The sequence below is a fragment of the Mesorhizobium sp. BR1-1-6 genome (assembly GCF_020165355.1).
Lineage (GTDB): Bacteria > Pseudomonadota > Alphaproteobacteria > Rhizobiales > Rhizobiaceae > Mesorhizobium.
The window spans coordinates 1-16,102 of record NZ_JAIUHZ010000005.1 but is presented as its reverse complement, the minus strand read 5'-3'; the positions used below and the strand labels follow the sequence as shown (position 1 = coordinate 16,102).

16 protein-coding genes and 1 riboswitch are annotated in these 16,102 nt (G+C 63.4%); of the genes, 8 read left to right on the top strand and 8 right to left on the bottom strand.

Annotation, left to right across the window (positions count from 1 at the left end):
* The first annotated feature begins 2 nt into the window (after positions 1-2).
* The 8 genes from LB545_RS12085 (at position 3) to LB545_RS12050 (ending at position 7,734) form a co-directional block, all read left to right on the top strand.
* Positions 3-272: a hypothetical protein gene (locus LB545_RS12085; protein WP_140555357.1), complete on the top strand. Its 270-nt coding sequence runs from the start codon at positions 3-5 to the stop codon at positions 270-272.
* A 24-nt stretch (positions 273-296) separates the two neighbouring features.
* Positions 297-1,511, top strand: a complete 1,215-nt coding sequence (locus LB545_RS12080; RefSeq protein WP_140555359.1) for a CpaE family protein — start codon at positions 297-299, stop codon at positions 1,509-1,511.
* Positions 1,508-2,929, top strand: coding sequence for a CpaF family protein (locus tag LB545_RS12075; protein WP_224705109.1), 1,422 nt, complete (start codon positions 1,508-1,510; stop codon positions 2,927-2,929). Before LB545_RS12080 ends, LB545_RS12075 begins: the two co-directional genes overlap by 4 nt.
* A gap of 4 nt (positions 2,930-2,933) precedes the next feature.
* Complete coding sequence (locus tag LB545_RS12070) at positions 2,934-3,899, top strand: type II secretion system F family protein (RefSeq protein WP_140517027.1); 966 nt, start codon at positions 2,934-2,936, stop codon at positions 3,897-3,899.
* Between the two features lies 1 nt (position 3,900).
* Positions 3,901-4,863 (top strand): type II secretion system F family protein, encoded by a 963-nt coding sequence (locus LB545_RS12065; protein ID WP_224705107.1) that lies wholly within the window; start codon positions 3,901-3,903, stop codon positions 4,861-4,863.
* Positions 4,864-5,019: 156 nt separating this feature from the next.
* Complete coding sequence (locus tag LB545_RS12060; RefSeq protein ID WP_224705105.1) at positions 5,020-5,751, top strand: hypothetical protein; 732 nt, start codon at positions 5,020-5,022, stop codon at positions 5,749-5,751.
* A gap of 162 nt (positions 5,752-5,913) precedes the next feature.
* Positions 5,914-6,384 carry a hypothetical protein gene (locus LB545_RS12055; RefSeq protein ID WP_140495850.1) on the top strand — a complete coding sequence of 157 codons (471 nt, stop codon included), beginning with the start codon at positions 5,914-5,916 and terminating at the stop codon, positions 6,382-6,384.
* A gap of 174 nt (positions 6,385-6,558) precedes the next feature.
* A complete protein-coding gene (locus tag LB545_RS12050; RefSeq protein WP_224705103.1) occupies positions 6,559-7,734 on the top strand; it encodes a GGDEF domain-containing protein in 1,176 nt (391 codons plus the stop codon).
* A 9-nt stretch (positions 7,735-7,743) separates the two neighbouring features.
* Here the strand turns inward: LB545_RS12050 and gcvP are convergent, their stop codons facing one another.
* The 8 genes from gcvP to gfa form a co-directional block, all read right to left on the bottom strand.
* The gene (gene gcvP, locus LB545_RS12045) at positions 7,744-10,554 is read right to left on the bottom strand and encodes an aminomethyl-transferring glycine dehydrogenase (RefSeq protein WP_224705100.1); all 2,811 of its coding nucleotides are present in this window, start codon (positions 10,552-10,554) and stop codon (positions 7,744-7,746) included.
* 17 nt (positions 10,555-10,571) lie between these two features.
* Positions 10,572-10,940 (bottom strand): glycine cleavage system protein GcvH, encoded by a 369-nt coding sequence (gene gcvH / locus LB545_RS12040; RefSeq protein WP_140495853.1) that lies wholly within the window; start codon positions 10,938-10,940, stop codon positions 10,572-10,574.
* Between the two features lie 7 nt (positions 10,941-10,947).
* Positions 10,948-12,045 (bottom strand): glycine cleavage system aminomethyltransferase GcvT, encoded by a 1,098-nt coding sequence (gcvT, locus tag LB545_RS12035; RefSeq protein ID WP_224705098.1) that lies wholly within the window; start codon positions 12,043-12,045, stop codon positions 10,948-10,950.
* 148 nt (positions 12,046-12,193) lie between these two features.
* A riboswitch (glycine riboswitch) is annotated at positions 12,194-12,280 on the bottom strand.
* 103 nt (positions 12,281-12,383) lie between these two features.
* The gene (locus LB545_RS12030; RefSeq protein ID WP_140579705.1) at positions 12,384-13,175 is read right to left on the bottom strand and encodes a molybdopterin-binding protein; all 792 of its coding nucleotides are present in this window, start codon (positions 13,173-13,175) and stop codon (positions 12,384-12,386) included.
* Position 13,176: 1 nt separating this feature from the next.
* Entirely contained in the window at positions 13,177-14,061 is an 885-nt protein-coding gene (locus LB545_RS12025; protein ID WP_224705260.1) for a cytochrome b/b6 domain-containing protein, read from the bottom strand.
* Between the two features lie 116 nt (positions 14,062-14,177).
* Positions 14,178-14,855 carry a DUF1345 domain-containing protein gene (locus tag LB545_RS12020; protein ID WP_224705096.1) on the bottom strand — a complete coding sequence of 226 codons (678 nt, stop codon included), beginning with the start codon at positions 14,853-14,855 and terminating at the stop codon, positions 14,178-14,180.
* A 25-nt stretch (positions 14,856-14,880) separates the two neighbouring features.
* Complete coding sequence (locus LB545_RS12015; RefSeq protein ID WP_140495857.1) at positions 14,881-15,348, bottom strand: YaiI/YqxD family protein; 468 nt, start codon at positions 15,346-15,348, stop codon at positions 14,881-14,883.
* A gap of 64 nt (positions 15,349-15,412) precedes the next feature.
* Positions 15,413-15,982: an S-(hydroxymethyl)glutathione synthase gene (gfa, locus tag LB545_RS12010; RefSeq protein ID WP_140495858.1), complete on the bottom strand. Its 570-nt coding sequence runs from the start codon at positions 15,980-15,982 to the stop codon at positions 15,413-15,415.
* Positions 15,983-16,102 lie beyond the last annotated feature (120 nt).

Here is a 16,102-nt window from a genome sequence, read left to right as displayed (position 1 = left end):
CCATGCGTCTGGTCTTGAGCTCGAGCGTCGCCTTGCTGCTTGCCGGCTTCACCGCCGGCTGCACGAGTGACGACTATGTGCGCAGCGAAGGCGTGACGAGCGGCGCCGGGGATGCCCAGGCCGCCAACACCGTCATGCAGATGGTTGATCCCTGGAAATACGGCGTCCAGAACACCAGGCTTCTCGTGCCTGCCCAGCGCGGCAGCACGGAACCCGCCACCGCCGAGCAGGCGGCCAGCGCCAAGGCATCGCAAGCCAGCGCCGACAATTGATCCGAGATCATAGGCTGACAAGTAATGGCAAACCGCATCAAGACCAGGAAAATCCTGCTCATATCGACGGACAGAACCTTCGCGCAGGACACCCGGACGGCGTTTGCCGCCTCGGAGATCATCCAGCTCTCGACGGTGGAAAAGAACATCACCGAACTTCGCGGCGAGGTCCAGGAGGCCGATCTCGGCGCGATCATCGTCGATATGGACGCAGCGAAGCTTGAGGAGATCGATGCGCTGCAACGCGTCATGCGTCGGCTGGAAGGCAAGGCGCCGGTCGTGGTCGTCACCCAGGAATTCAACGCCGCCGCCGCGCGCATCCTCGTGCAGCTCAAGGTCGCGGATTTCCTGGTCAAGCCGATCACCACGGCCGATCTCGTACGTTCGGTGGTGCGTGCGCTGCAAGGGCCGGGGCGCGAGGAAAACACCGAGTCGCAGATCTACACCTTCATGCCCGCGGCTGGCGGCGTTGGCACCACGACGCTGGCTTTGCAGACCGCGTTCCAGCTGCATCATTCAGTGACGCGCGGCGCCTCGACCTGCGTGGTGGACCTCAATTTCCAGCAGGGCGCCTGCGCCGAATATCTCGACCTGGAGCCGCGTTTCGACATCACCGAAATCGAGAACCAGCCGGAGCGTCTCGACAGGCAATTGCTCGACGTGATGCTGTCCAAGCATGCCAGCGGGCTTTGTGTTCTGGCCGCACCGACGCAGCCGGCGGAGATGCGCTCGTTCAAGACCGATGTCGTGGTGCGGATGCTGGACCTCGTCTCGGCCTATTTCGACAATGTCGTCATCGACATGCCGCGCACCTGGTTTCCGTGGACGGAGACGGTGCTGCTCGGCTCCAACAAGCTCTACATCGTCGCCGAAATGACGGTACCGTGCCTGCGCCACACGCAACGCCTGATCCAGGCGGTCTACGAGACCGCCGGCAAGGAAGTGAAGCCGAACGTCATCGTCAACCGTTTCGAGCAGAAGATGTTTGACAGCGGCATCAAGCAGGCGGACGTCCAGGAAATCCTCGGCGAGCATTTCGTAGGCGGCATCGCCAACAATTACCGGCTGGTGCGCGAGGCCGTCGATCGCGGCGTGCCGCTGCACGAGATCGATGCCAATGCCAACGTCGTCAACGACCTGAAGAGGATCATCCTTCCGGAGGAAGTGGCGGCGGCGCCGGGCAAATCGAAATCGCTGTTCGGCTTCGGCAAGAGCCTTTTGAAGAGGAAGGCCGGATGAGCAGCCGCTTTTCCACCTTGCAGAACCGCGATGCGCGTCCGCAGCGCTCCGCCGAGCCGACGGCGGTTGCGCACCGCGCGGTCGTCATCCCGACGAGCCGGAAGGTCTTGCCGGCGAAAGTCGAAGCCGTGCCGGGCAAGAGCGCCAACAAGGTGCTCGATGCGCGCGTGCGTATCCACCGGTTGCTGCTCGAGGAGATCAATCTTGTCGCGCTGGAGCGGCTGCCCAGGGACGAGATGCGCCGGCAGGTGCATGATTTCGTGTCGGAAAAGACGCGCGAAGAGCGGATGGCGATCAACACCGTCGAACTCGATGCCCTGGTCGACGACATCGTCGACGAGATGGTCGGGCTCGGCCCGCTCGAGCCGCTGCTCAAGGACCCCGATATCAACGATATCCTGATCAACGGCCATCAGAACTGCTTCGTCGAAAAGAAGGGCAAGCTGCAGCAGGTCCACATCCCGTTCAAGGATGAGGCGCATCTGCTTAGAATCATAAACAAAATCGTTGCCGCGGTCGGCCGCCGCGTCGATGAATCGCAGCCGATGGTCGACGCCCGCATGCTGGACGGCTCGCGTTTCAACGCCGCCATCCGCCCGGTCGCGGTCGACGGGCCGCTGGTGTCGATCCGCAAATTTTCCAAGAACAAGCTCGGCCTGCACCGGCTGGTCGAATTCGGCGCCATCACCCAGAACATGGCCGAAGTGCTTGCTGCGGCAGTACATGCCCGCAAGACGACGATCATTTCGGGCGGCACCGGCACCGGCAAGACGACCATGCTCAACGCGCTGTCGGCCTTCATTCCCGAGGACGAGCGGCTGATCACCATCGAGGACGCGGCGGAGCTTCAGTTGCAGCAGCCGCATGTCGCGCGCATGGAAACCCGGCCGGCCAACATCGAAGGCCATGGCGAGCTCAAGCAGCGCGACCTCGTCAAGAACGCGCTGCGCATGCGGCCTGATCGCGTCATCCTCGGCGAGTGCCGCGGCGAGGAGGCCTTCGACATGCTGCAGGCCATGAACACCGGCCATGAAGGGTCGATGGCCACCATTCACGCCAATACGCCGCGCGATGCCATTTCGCGGCTCGAGCAGATGTTGGGCATGACCGGCATGCCGATGACGGTGCAGTCGATCCGCAGCCAGATCGCCAGCGCCATCGACATCATCGTCCAGTTGACCCGGCTCTCCGACGGCAAGCGCAAGGTGACGAGCGTCGCCGAGGTGACGGGCATGGAAGGCGACGTCATCCAGATGCAGGAGATCTTCCGCTTCGTGCGCACCGGCATGGACGCCGATGGCACGATCCTCGGCCATTTCGAAGCGACCGGGATCCGGCCGCGCTTCCTGGAGGACCTGCGCGCCATGGGCATCGAGTTTCCCGGGCGCTATTTCGAACCCGGCCGGCCGCAGGAGTAACCAGGTGTTGGACGGATTCAGCGCGATCTATGTCGTCTATGCCGGGGCTGCATTGACCGGCATCATGATCGCCGAGGCCGTTTACCTGCTCTATGCCGGCCGCAGCGACAGGCGCACCGCCATCAACCGGCGCATGAAGCTGCAGGAAAACAGGATCAGTCAGGAACAGGTGCTGATCCAATTGCGTAAGGAGCGTGGTCTCGATGCGGGCACGTCGCTGTTCTCGCCTGACCGTTTTCGCGCCCTGCGCGCCCAGTCGGGCATGATCATGCCGCTGTCGAAGTTCCTGATAATCACTTCGGGGATGGCGCTGGCTGCGGCCCTTGCCGCCATCTGGTATGGCTTGCCGCTGCTGATGGGCGCCATTCTGTTTGTCGTCGTGTTGCCGGTGCTGCCGGTGATGGCGATGCGCTCCATGCGCAAGCGCAGGCTGAAGCGGTTCGGCATGCAGTTGCCGGAAGCGCTGGAACTGATTACGCGCGGCCTCAAGGCCGGCCATCCGGTACCGGTGGCCATCGCCATGGTGTCGCGCGAAATGCCCGACCCGATCGGCACCGAGTTCGGCGTGATTGCCGATGAGGTGACCTTCGGTTCGGATCTGGTTTCGGCGCTGAATTCGCTGTTCGACAGGGTCGGCCATGAGGATCTGCCGCTGTTCGTCACCGCCGTGTCGATCCAGACGAGTTCTGGCGGCAATCTGCGCGAAATCCTCGACGGACTGTCGACGACGATCCGCGAACGCGGCAAGCTGCGCCGCAAGGTGCGCGCCATTTCAACCGAAGGCCGTCTGTCGGCCTATATCCTGACGGCCGTGCCGGCGCTGCTGTTCACGACCATCATGGCATTCATGCCTGGATATTACAGCGACGTCTGGGGCGTGCCGAAGACGTGGTACATGGTTGGTGGCTCGGTCACCTGGCTGATGCTGGGCAATCTGATCATGTTCAAAATGTCGAACTTCAAATTCTGACATGCAGACGGTCGTTGAATTCCTCGCCTCGCTCGCGCCGACCTCGCTGATGCCGGTGGCTGTCCTGCTGCTGGCCGTGGGCGCTGCCGCTTTTGCCTGGCCGATGGTGGTGGCAAAGGGCGATCGCAACGAAGTCAGGCGGAGGCTCAAGGTCGACGACGGTCCGGTGGCCGCCAGGCCGGAACCGGTCCAGAAGAAGAATACCGGCGTCGTTCGCGAGAAGGCGGTGAAGAAGGCGCAGGAATTCTACGCCAAGAGCGATCCCGAAAACGTCGCCCGCCTGCGTTTGAAACTCATCCAGGCGGGCTACATGGAGCCGCGCGCCGTCGGCATGTTCTTCCTCATCCGTTTCACGGCGATGGTGGGCATCGCGCTCGCCGTCTTCGTGCTCAACCGCTGGATGGCCAGTCCCGACGCCACGGTGACCAGCCGCTGGGCCTTCGTCGTGTTGTCGGGCGTGGCCGGCTATTTCCTGCCAGGGCTGGTGCTGACCCAGAAGATACGGGAAAAGATGCGCGAATACCGCAACGGCTTCCCCGATTTCATGGACCTGATGATCGTCTGTTCGGATGCCGGCATGAGCATGGAAGCGGGCGTCGAGCGCGTCTCGAAGGAACTCGCAAAGACCTACCCGTCGCTCAGCCAGAACCTGCAGCTCGTGTCGCTGGAGCTGCGGGCCGGGCGCAGCCTCGACGATGCACTGAAGGCGCTCGCCGATCGCCTGAGCCTGGACGAGGTGCGCTCCTTCGCCACGCTGCTGCAACAGTCCAAGGAGCTTGGCACCAGCCTGTCGGGGGCGCTGCGCGTCTTTTCCGACGAGATGCGCCACAAGCGCATGTCGCTGGCCGAGGAAAAGGCGCATGCCTTGCCGGCCAAGATGTCGGTGCCGGTCGTGGTTTGCATCCTGCCGGTGGTGCTGATGATCGCGGTCATTCCGATCATCGTCAAAATGACCGGCCACTAGGATTTGCTGATATTCAGTGAAGCCGGCGATCTGCAAAGTCCGCAAATGAATGAGAAGTCCATGCGAATGCTGTTGCGCGCTTTTGTCCTCGGCCTTGCCGCGGCCAGTCTGTCGCCCGTCTGGGCTGCAGCCGATTGCGGCGATGCCGCTGCCCTGGTGCAGCAGGCTTATCCCAAGGCCCGCAAGAGCGCTGACGGTGCCTCGTTCACGCTCGAACCCCACACCAGCATCGCCCTGACGTCCGCATTTGGCGACCCGCCGGGGCTGGTCTGCAAGATCTGGCCCGCCCATGAGGCCCTGCTGTTGGTCGCGGTGCCGCTGATGGACAGTTCGCAACCCAGCGACTACGCGCATGCCGGCGATATCGAGCTTCTGGTCATCGACAGGAAAAGCCGGCAGGTGCGCCAGCGTCTGCTGCAGCCCGGGCTGATGAATGATGATGCCATCGCCATCCGCAAGTTCGAACTTGATACCGGCCGGTATGCGCTGGCGCCCGATGTCTCCGCCTTCGGCCTGCGCATCGAAATGGCGAACAATTCGCTGCCTAACCCTTTCAGTGAAACCGACCTGCGGCTCTATGCCGAGGACGGCGATGCCCTGCGGATGGTGCTCGATGGCCTGGTCGTGGCCGGCAATGGCGGCGAGGGCGATACCAATTGCGCCGGATCCTTCCATATCAGTCAGGTGAGCCTGGCGATGAGCCCGGCCAAACATCATGGCTACCACGACATCGCGGTGGTCGAACGGATGGATACCGACAATCCGTTGCCCGACAGCAATGGCGAGTGCCAGTCCCACCCCGGCAAGTCCGTGAGCCAAACCTACCGGCTGCGCTATGACGGCAGCCGGTATACGGTTCCGGCGGGACTCAAGGCCCTGGAACCGTGAGAACGCCGCTGGCCGTGATCGAGGCGTTGCGGCCTGGTGGTTAATAGCTGGTGTACCCAGGGCCTAATTTTGGCGGCGTTTCGGCACCTAAGTTTAATTGCTCTGGAATAGTGTGTTTCCTGAAGAACGACCCGGCAAAAAACCGGGCGATGGGGCAGGGGCATGCGTCACAGCAATTTAACGGCAATGGCCGCGATGGCGGCCGTCTTGATGATGTCTGGTTGTACGACGAGTGGCGTCGACACCACCAAAACCACCGCCATTCAACCGGCCGCGAAGGACGTCGGCACATCCGATCTGGCGGAAGGCAAGGCGCAGTTTCGCGACGCGAATTACGGCCTTGCCGAACAGCGTTTCCGCAAGGCCGTCGAGTTGAAGGCCGACAATGCGGAAGCCTGGATGGGGCTCGCCGCTTCCTATGACGAACTCGGCCGTTTCGACTTCGCCGATCGTGCCTACGACCAGTTGCTCAAGATCGCCGGGCGCAAGCCGCAGATCGTCAACAATATGGGCTATTCGCAATTGCTGCGCGGCAACAGGAAAAAGGCAAGGGCGCTGCTGCTCGAAGCCAAGGCCGGCATGGCCGACCCCACGGTCGTCGATGCCAATCTTGCCCTCCTGAACAAGGGCTGACGGCTGTCTGGTGGCCATGATGTCGCGAGGCCGATTTTGGGACACTCGGCGTCGACGCTTTGTAAACCCTATCCGAAGGTCTCAGCCGAAAGATCAGTTGAAAATCATGTCTGATGGCTGTCGCTGACCTAGAATGCAGCGGTAAGGCCGACGCTCAGGGAACCCCCGCCCAATATGCTGGATTTCAGTTCGCTCCTGCTCGCAGCCGCGCTGTCGGGCATCTGCCTCAGCATCACCATGTTCGCGATCTGGTTCGCCGCGCCCCGGGCCAGCTTCGTGCTGACGGTGGGGTGCGGCATTCTCGTGCTCGTTGTGCATGTCATCCTGTTCTGGCGATACACGAAGGAGCCTGATCCGCTGCTTTGCCAGGTCGCGCTTGCATTGCTCAGCCTCGGTTTCCTGGTCATCTGCCTCTCGGCCATGCAGTATCTCGGCGTGCCGGATTACCGGCGTGCCATTTTGCCGACATTGGCCGCCATGACGATCTGCGCGGCGGTGACTTCCCTCGGTCTCGACGGGGTAGGCTTCATCGTTACCTATGTAACGGTGACTGTGCTGCTCTCGGCGATCGGAACCATGTTCTGGCTCAACGGCAGTCATGATCGCAAAATCCTGCTGGTGGTTTCGTTCCTAGGCGGCACCTGTGCGGTGTCGTTTGCACTTTGCGCGGTCGTCCTGGTGGCCAAGGGGCAATGGACGCTCGGGGCAGCCCCCGATAACTGGACCGAACGCCTGAATTCGGTCGTGGCCGTGGCCTGCATGACCGGTCTCGGCGCATTGACGCTTTCCCTGCATCACCTGCAGGCGCAGATCGAGCTGAAGGCCGAGACGATGACCGATCCGTTGACCGGGCTGATGAACCGCCGGGGATTGATGTCGCTCCATGGCGAACGGGCCTTCGGTCCGTTCATGGCGGTCGTCATGTTCGACCTCGATCATTTCAAGAAGACGAACGACATCTATGGTCACCCGGTGGGGGATCAGGTTCTGTGCCGCTTCGCCGCAGTCATCAGAAAATATGCCAGAACGGGCGTCGACGCCTTTCGTCTCGGCGGCGAGGAATTCGCGATCGTCATGTCCCGGGTGACCGAAGAGAGGGCTTACGAGCTCGCAAGCAAGATCGGCGTCGCCTTCGGCACCGAGATCGTTGCGACCTCCCACGGTCCCTTGCGCAGCACTGTCAGCGGAGGCATCGGCTTTGGCGGCGCCAACGGCAACAGCCTCGGCGAGGTGCTGGCCGAGGCGGACGCAGCGCTCTATGCCGCCAAGCGCGCGGGCCGCAATTGCGTCGTCAGCCACAAAAGGATGGGCAAGGCCGAGCCGATCAAGCCGGCCTTGCGCTCAGCATAGTTTGCGAGACTATTCGGCCGCGCCCAAATAGTCCGACAGCGGCGGGCATGAACAGACCAGGTTGCGGTCGCCGGCGACATTGTCGATGCGCGATACCGGCGGCCAGTATTTCGCCGCCATGTCGGCGTCTCCGGCGGGGTAGGCCGCTTCCAGGCGCGAATAGGGATGGCTCCACTGGCCGGCCAACGCCTCCGCGGCGGTGTGCGGCGCATTGACCAGCGGATTGTCAGCCAGGGGCCACTCGCCCCTCGCAACCTTGGCCGCTTCACCCGCGATGGCGATCATCGCCTCGCAGAAGCGGTCGAGCTCGCGCTTGGGCTCGGATTCGGTCGGCTCCACCATCAGCGTGCCGGCGACCGGGAACGACATGGTCGGCGCATGGAAACCGTAGTCGATCAGGCGTTTGGCGATGTCCTCGACACTGATGCCGGCGCTCTCCTTGAGCACGCGGGTGTCGAGGATGCACTCATGGGCAACGCGGTCGCTCCTGCCCTTGTAAAGGAGCGGGAAGTGTGGGGCGAGCCGCGTCGCGACGTAGTTGGCCGAAACGATCGCCGTCTCGGTCGCCTGCTTCAGGCCGGAAGCGCCCATCATGCGGATGTACATCCAGGTGATGGGCAGGATGGAGGCACTCCCGAAAGGGGCGGCGGCCACGGCATGCGCGGAGCCTTCGGTGACATGGCCCGGCAGATAGGGCTTCAGATGCGCCCTGACGCCGATCGGGCCGACACCCGGGCCGCCGCCGCCATGGGGGATGCAGAAGGTCTTGTGCAGGTTCATGTGGCAGACGTCGGCGCCGATGTCGCCCGGGCGGGCGAGGCCGACCAGGGCGTTGAGGTTGGCGCCGTCGAAATAGACCTGGCCGCCATGCTCATGGATGAGGGCGCAGAGATGTCGCGCGCCCTCTTCATAGACGCCATGCGTCGAGGGATAGGTGAACATCAGCGCCGCGAGATTCCTGGAATGCTCGTTGGCCTTGGCCCTCATGTCGTCCATGTCGATATTGCCGTCCTCCAGGCAGCGGACGACGACCACGCTCATGCCGGCCATCGCCGCGCTCGCCGGATTGGTGCCGTGCGCGGAGGACGGGATCAGGCAGACCGTGCGATGGCCCTCGCCGCGCGAGCGGTGATAGGCGCGGATGGCCAGCAATCCGGCATATTCGCCCTGGCTGCCGGCGTTGGGCTGGAGGCTTACCGCATCGAATCCGGTAATCTCCGAAAGCCAGCCTTCCAGATCGTCGATCATGGCGCGGTAGCCTGCCGAGTGCGCGGCCGGCGCGAAGGGATGCATGTTGGCGATTTCAGGCCAACTCACAGGCATCATCTCGGCCGCGGCATTGAGCTTCATGGTGCAGGACCCCAGCGGGATCATCGCGCGGTCGAGGGCCAGGTCCTTGTCGGCCAGCCGGCGCAGGAAGCGCATCATCTCGGTTTCCGACTTGTTCTCGTGGAAGACGGGTTGGGTGAGAAACTCCTTGCCGCGTGGCTTGCCGGGCATGGCGGCGGCGGCCTCCGCGCTCGGCTTGGCCCCAAACAAGGCGGCAATGGCTTCCAGGTCGGCTTCGTCAGAGGTCTCGTCGAAGGCGATGCCGACACGGTCGGCGTCGATGACGCGCAGAAGCCGGCCGCCCTTTTCGGCGGCGGCGGCGATCTGCGCGGTCTTCCCCTTCGTCTCCACCGTCACCGTGTCGAAGCGGCTCGTGCCGATCACCGGCAAGCCTGCCGCCTTGAGCCCGGCTGCCAGGCGGCTGGCCAGCGCGTGGATGCGCCCGGCGATTGCCTGAAGGCCGGCGGGGCCGTGCCAGATCGCGTAGGCTGTCGCCATGTTGGCAAGCAGCGCCTGCGCGGTGCAGATGTTGGACGTCGCCTTGTCGCGGCGGATGTGCTGCTCGCGCGTCTGTAGGGCAAGCCTGTAGCCTGGACGGCCCTTGCTGTCGGTCGACTGGCCGACCAGGCGGCCGGGCATCAGCCGAGTCAATTTGTCGGCAACGGCGCAGTAGGCGGCATGCGGGCCTCCAAAGCCCATCGGCACGCCAAAGCGCTGCATTGGACCGACGGCAATGTCGGCGCCGAGCCTTGCCGGCGTGTCGGTCAGTGTCAGGCCGAGCGGGTCAGCGATGAAGACGACCAGAGCGCCGGCCGCGCGCGCCTTGTCGATGGCCGCCTTGTGATCACCATAGACGCCGAAAGTGTCCGGCCAGGAGACGAGCAGGGCGGCTGTGTTGTCGTCGATCGTCTCGCCGTCGATCTCGATGCCGAGCGGCTCGGCGCGGGTGCGCGCCACATCCAGCGTCTGCGGGTGCGGCGTGCCGGCGAGAGCCACCTTGGTGCGCTTGTCGCGGTGATGGCGCAATGCGATGCCGATCGCTTCGGCGACCGCTGTCGCTTCGTCGAGCAACGAAGCCGATGCCACAGGCAGGCCGGTCAGTTCCGCAACCAAAGTCTGGAAATTGAACAGCATTTCCAGGCGGCCCTGGCTGATCTCCGCCTGGTAGGGCGTATAGGCCGTGTACCAGGCCGGGTTCTCGAACAGGTTGCGCTGGATGACCGGCGGCACGTGCACGCCGTGATATCCGGCGCCGATGAAGCTCTTCAGAACCGTATTCCGGGCCATGGTCGCCGACAATTCGGCCAGCGCTTCGGCTTCGCTGGCCGGCGCGGGCAGGGACAGCGGCTGGTCGAGGCGGATCGATCTCGGCACAGCCTGGCTGATCAGCGTCTCGACCGAGGGCACGCCGATGACGGCCAGCATGGCTCTCACATCGGCAATGCCGGGTCCGATATGGCGGGCCGAGAAGGGGTAGGGTGCTGCGGTCATGTCAATGCGTCCTGATTTCAGCCGATATGGGCTTTGTAGGCGGCCTCATCCATGAGGCTGGCGAGCTGGCTTTCGTCGGCAAGCTTCATTTTCCACAGCCATCCGGCGCCGGTCGCCGCCGAATTGACCAGTGACGGGTCGGACGACAGCGTCGCGTTGGCCTCGGTGATCTCGCCGTCGACCGGCGCGTAGACGTCGGAGGCCGCCTTAACGGATTCGACCACGACGGCGGTGTCGCCCTTGGCGAGCTTCTTGCCTGTTTCCGGCAGTTCGACGAAGACGAGGTCGCCCAGCTGCTCCTGCGCGTAGTCGGTGATGCCGACGGTGGCGATGCCGCCCTCGACGCTGAGCCACTCGTGATCGGCGGTGAAATAGGTCTTTGCCATCTGAAAATTATCCTTTGCGGTAGCGATGCGGGAGGAAGGGCAGGGAAGAAACGTCGACGGGAATCTTCGTTCCGCGCACGTCGGCGAAAACCCGAGTTCCGGGTTTCGCCAAGGGCGTCGGGACATAACCCATGGCGACGGGATGGCCGGCAGACGGGCCGAAACCGCCCGAGGTTACGTGGCCGGCGGGATTGCCGTCGGCGTCAAAGAGCGTGGCGCCGGCGCGCACCGGCTGGCGGGCATCCGGCCTCAGGCCGACGCGCTTCTGAGCGGAGCCGCGCTCGACGGCGGCGCGCAGCGCGTCGGCGCCGATAAACGTGCCGTTGGCGCGGATATCCTTCGGGATGGCCCACATCAGCGCCGCGCTTGCCGGATCGGTTTGCGCGGTGATGTCCTGGCCGTGTAGGCACAGGCCGGCTTCCAGCCGCAGGCTGTCACGGGCGGCAAGGCCGATCCACAGCACGCGCTCGTCTTCGAGCAGCTTCGCCACGAGACCGCGCGCGTCTGCCTCAGGCAGGCCGATCTCAAACCCGTCCTCGCCGGTGTAGCCGGACCGGCTCATGAACCAGTTCTTTCGCGGTTCGATGCCATGCATGAACAGCAGCGACCCGGTCTCGATACCGGCGCGGGAAAGCGCCGCCCAGGCCTCGGGACCCTGGATGGCGAGGAAGACCCGGTCGAGCGGTTCGACCTTGACATCGAAGCCGGTCGCAAGCTCGCGCAAATGCTTCTCGTCGGCGATCGCGTTGCCGGCATTGGCGACGACCATGAAGTTGGTATCGCCCAGCCGGGTGACGATCAGATCGTCCAGGATGCCCGCGGCCTCGTTCAGGAAAAACGTCAGCTTCGACTGTGAAATTTCGAGCGCGCCCGCATCGAGCGGACAGGCACGGTTGAGCAGGGGAATCGCGCCCGGCCCGCTGACCCTGAACAGTTTCATGTGGGAGATGTCGAACAGGCCCGCATGTTCGCGGGTGTGAAGATGCTCCTTCATGACGCCGGCCGGGTAGGTCAGCGGCATCGACCAGCCGGCAAAGGCGCCAAAGCGCGCACCGGCAGCTGCGTGGACGTCTTCGAGAGGAAGGTGTTTGGTGTCGCCCGTCATGTGTTCTCCAGAGTCGCACGCAATCGGTCGCGAATGGCGACCAGTCCGTGCCCCTCTGTCTGAAGCCTGAGAGACTCGCGCCCCGTAACTCTGTCGGCAGCGCTTACACCTTCGGCGCGGGGGCAGGCCCCGACTTTCCAGAGTGTCTTTCCCGTCTACGGTTCTTTTGCCTGAGAGATTTCGGGCGATTTCCCCTTCGGCGGCAGCTCTCGCTGCTCTCTCCCGCAAACAGGTAGGGCTCGCAAAAGCCCTCGACTCGTCATCCATAGCCCGTCAACGACGGATTGTCACCTGCATGCGACGTGCAAAATAAAATGGCGGCATCGTGCCGATTGCGATCAGATCCCGCCATACCAGTCGTAGCCATTGTCTTCCCAATAACCGCCCCGTCCGCCTCCTAAGGCGGCGAAGCCGTCGACCAGCTCGATCTTGTAGAGATATTTCGGCATCTTGTAGCCGAGCTGGCGCTCGACCCGGACACGCAGCGGCGCGCCGTTCTCGACCGGCAGCGGCTTGCCGTTGACGCCGTAGGCCAGGATCGTCTGCGGGTGGCGGGCGTCGATGAGGTCGATGCTGCCGTAATATTTGATGTCGCCCGACAGGCTGCGGTCGATCGTGTCCAGGCAATGGAACATGACGTAGCGCGCCTCGGGTTTGACCACCGCCTGGTCGAGGACCAGCGACAGCGGCGTGCCGGTCCATTTGGCGATGCAGCTCCAGCCTTCGACACAATCATGGCGGGTGATCTGCGTTCGGCTCGGCATGTTCATGAGCTGCTCGCGGGTCAGCGACAGCGGCTTTTCGACCAGGCCCGAGACCTCCAGCCGCCAGTCGGCGAAGTTGTTGGCGAGCAGGGTCTTGTAGGTATCGTCGTCGGGTGACGTCACCCCGTTGGGGCGCATCGGCTGACGGATATCGGCTTCAGTAAATTCCGGCGCCAGCGAATCACGGCCCGCGAGCAGACGTTGCGCGCGGTGTGTGAGATCGTTGGCATTTTCGAGGAAGCTGCGCAGCCCGCCGCCCACGCCGAGTTGGCTGTCGAAGGCGTCGCAGCCTGAAAGCGCGATACCGGAAAGGCCAAGGCTGGCCGCGGTCAGGAATTTCCTGCGGTTGATCTCGAATTTTGCCATATCAGGCGCTCCTTTCGGAGGATTTTGCGTCATGATGCGCCGGCGGGTCGGTCCGATACCATCCGGTGACGATCGAGCGCAGTTCGTTGATCGGGCCGGCGGCGACGATCATCAGAATATGGATGATGAAGAAGCCCACGAGCAGCACCATGACGGTGAAATGGATGGTGCGCGCCGTCTGCCGGCCGCCGAGCAGGTCGTTGAGGAACGGCAGCACCGAATTCATGCTTGGCGACATTGCGAGCCCGGTGAGGATCATCAGCGGCAACAGCACGAACAGCACGCCGCCATAGGCCATTTTCTGCAGCGTGTTGTATTCGCGCGTGTGGTGGAACTTCAGCCTGGCGTGATTGACGATATCTTGCGGCAGGCGCCTGAGATCGTCCAGGCGAGGGGCGAGGTCACGTCTGATGTGGCCGTTGACCAGGCTGGCGACCAGCCACACAAGCAGCGTCGTCGTCAGCACCCAGGCGAAGAAGAAATGCACGACGCGTGCCGTGCCGAGGTCGTAGTATGATGGGATCGTCGCCCAGGACGGGAAGGCGCGGGGCGTCTCTTGTCCTGCCGGCCCAGACCAGCCGAGCACGCCGGTGGTGTCGAAGCGGTATCCGAGGATTTCGGTATAGCCGCGCGGCCCGGCATTCGTGTTCTCGGCGCCGATAGCGAAGACGGTGTTGTTGTAGTCGAAGCCGGACTGCTTGCCGAGATAGAGCTGCGGACGGGCGTTGAAGATCTGGAGGCCGGAAAGCAGCATGAAGAACAGCGAGATGGCCCACAGCCAGTGCGTCAGCCGCGTCCAGGCCGATTGCCGGTAGATCAATGTCGTGGCCTTCGTAGCGTCACTGTCCGCGCTGGCGGCGGGTTGGTTCATGGCAACCGATTCCATCTGGTCTCGCTTCCTGGCCGTTCCATCCGGCGCGGCCGCTGTCTGCATCATTCTCCTCCTGATACGTCGCCAGCCAAGCCGATGTTTCATCGATCACGAAAATATCAGATCGAAGCTCAAGGGCCGCCCAGGCTGACGGCGAGATTGACGGCGGCGGCGACGATGACCGTGTTGAAGAAGAACGACAGGATCGAATGAACAAGCACGACGCGGCGCATGTGGGTTGTCAAGATGTTGGTGTCGGCGGTCTGCGCCGTCATGCCGATGACCGTCGAGAAGTACAGAAAATCCCAGCCTTCCGGCCGTTTGTCGCCGGGGAACAGCAAGCCGCCGACCGGGATTTTCTTCTTGGTTCCGGCATCGACCAGGTCGCCGTCCATCCAGTACACATGCGCATAGTGCAATGCCGCCATGGCGTGGATGGTGAACCAGCCGAGGGGAATCGATAGCAGCGCGAAGCCGAGCTCCATCGCGTTCGAACTGCCTTTCTGGTTGATCAACTGGAACAGTGCTGTGATGGCAACGCCGACGACGACCAGCGTGACGGCGAAGATGACCAGCACAGGCTGGTCGGTGTCACGCGCATTCTTGCTGAGATAGATGCCGGTGAATTTGGGCATCTGCGCGACAACCAGCGTGACATAGGCGGCAAAAAAGGCGTTGGCGCCGATCGAATAAGCGAGCGGCGCGTGAAGCAGCAACGCCAGCAGAAGCGCAAAGACGCCGACACAAGCCGACACCGCGAACAGCATGTGCCGGTGCATGGGCGTCCTGGACGGGATTTCGGCGGCCATGATGGTTCCGAATGGCGCTGGGCTTCTACTGCGGTGTGGCGGATTTTAGAGCGCGCCGCAAGATGCGGTCGAGTTCGCCGAGAAACCGTGAGCGGTCTTGCGGTGCGAAGCTCGCATTGTAGCCCTTGCTTTCGCCGGTCTCGCGCAGATGCTGCTTCAAGTCGCGCATTGCCACCGCCATGCCGATCGTTTCCGGCGTGAATGGACGTCCGGTCGGCCCCAATACATGGGCCCCGAGCGCCACCGTGCGTGCGGCCAGTGGAATGTCCGCGGTCACCACGATGTCGTTGGGTTTTGCGTTTTCCACGATCCAGTCGTCGGCGGCGTCGGCACCCTTGGACACGACGACATTGCGGATCATGGGGTCGCGGGAGGGGCGCAGGCCGCCATTGGAAACATAGGTGACGACGACGCCGTGGCGCTCGGCAACTTTTTCGACTTCGGCTTTGACCGGGCAAGCGTCTGCGTCGACGAGGATGGCGGGTGCGGGCATTGTCTCTCCAAATGAGCATGGGGCCGGCAACCCGTCCGGCCCCATGCCTCAAATCTCATGGTCGTCAGGCCGGAAGCGCTCCCGACCTCTTGGCGGTCCAGGTGGCGATATAGTCCATCAGGCCGGGGTTGAGGCAGTCATAAGGTTCGAGGCCGATCGATTTCAGTTGGCCGCGAATGCTGTCCATGCGGCTCGGGTCGACACCGGATTCGATGATCGAAGAAACAAAGGCGGTAAAGCCCGGCGGCGACCAGCCATCCTCCTCGAAGCGCTCGGGATGGATGAAGGACAAGCCCTTGAACGGATGGTCGCGCTCGACGGGTCCATGCATGTGGACGCCGCAGCCGGTGCAGGCATGGCGCTGGATCAACGCGCTCGGGTCCACCACCTTCAGCTTGTCGCCGTTCTCGGTGACGGTGACGTCGCCGGTGCCGGCTACGGCCACCACCGAGAACACCGCCCCTTCGGGCTTCCAGCATTTGGTGCAGCCGCAGGCGTGGTTGTGGGCGATCTGGCCCTTGACCTTCACCTTGACCGGATTGCTGGTACAGGCGCAGACCAGCGTGCCGCCGATAAAGCTCGCACTCTCCCTGGGCAGACCATTGTCGATTTTCGGATGCAGTTTTTCCGCCATGCCTTTCTCCTCCCATTTTTGACCACAGAGGTCGCGGGCCCGTGCCCGCGGCGTGTGGCCGCCCTCAATAAACCACGACACTCCTGATCGACTTGCCCTCATGCATGAGGTCGAACCCCT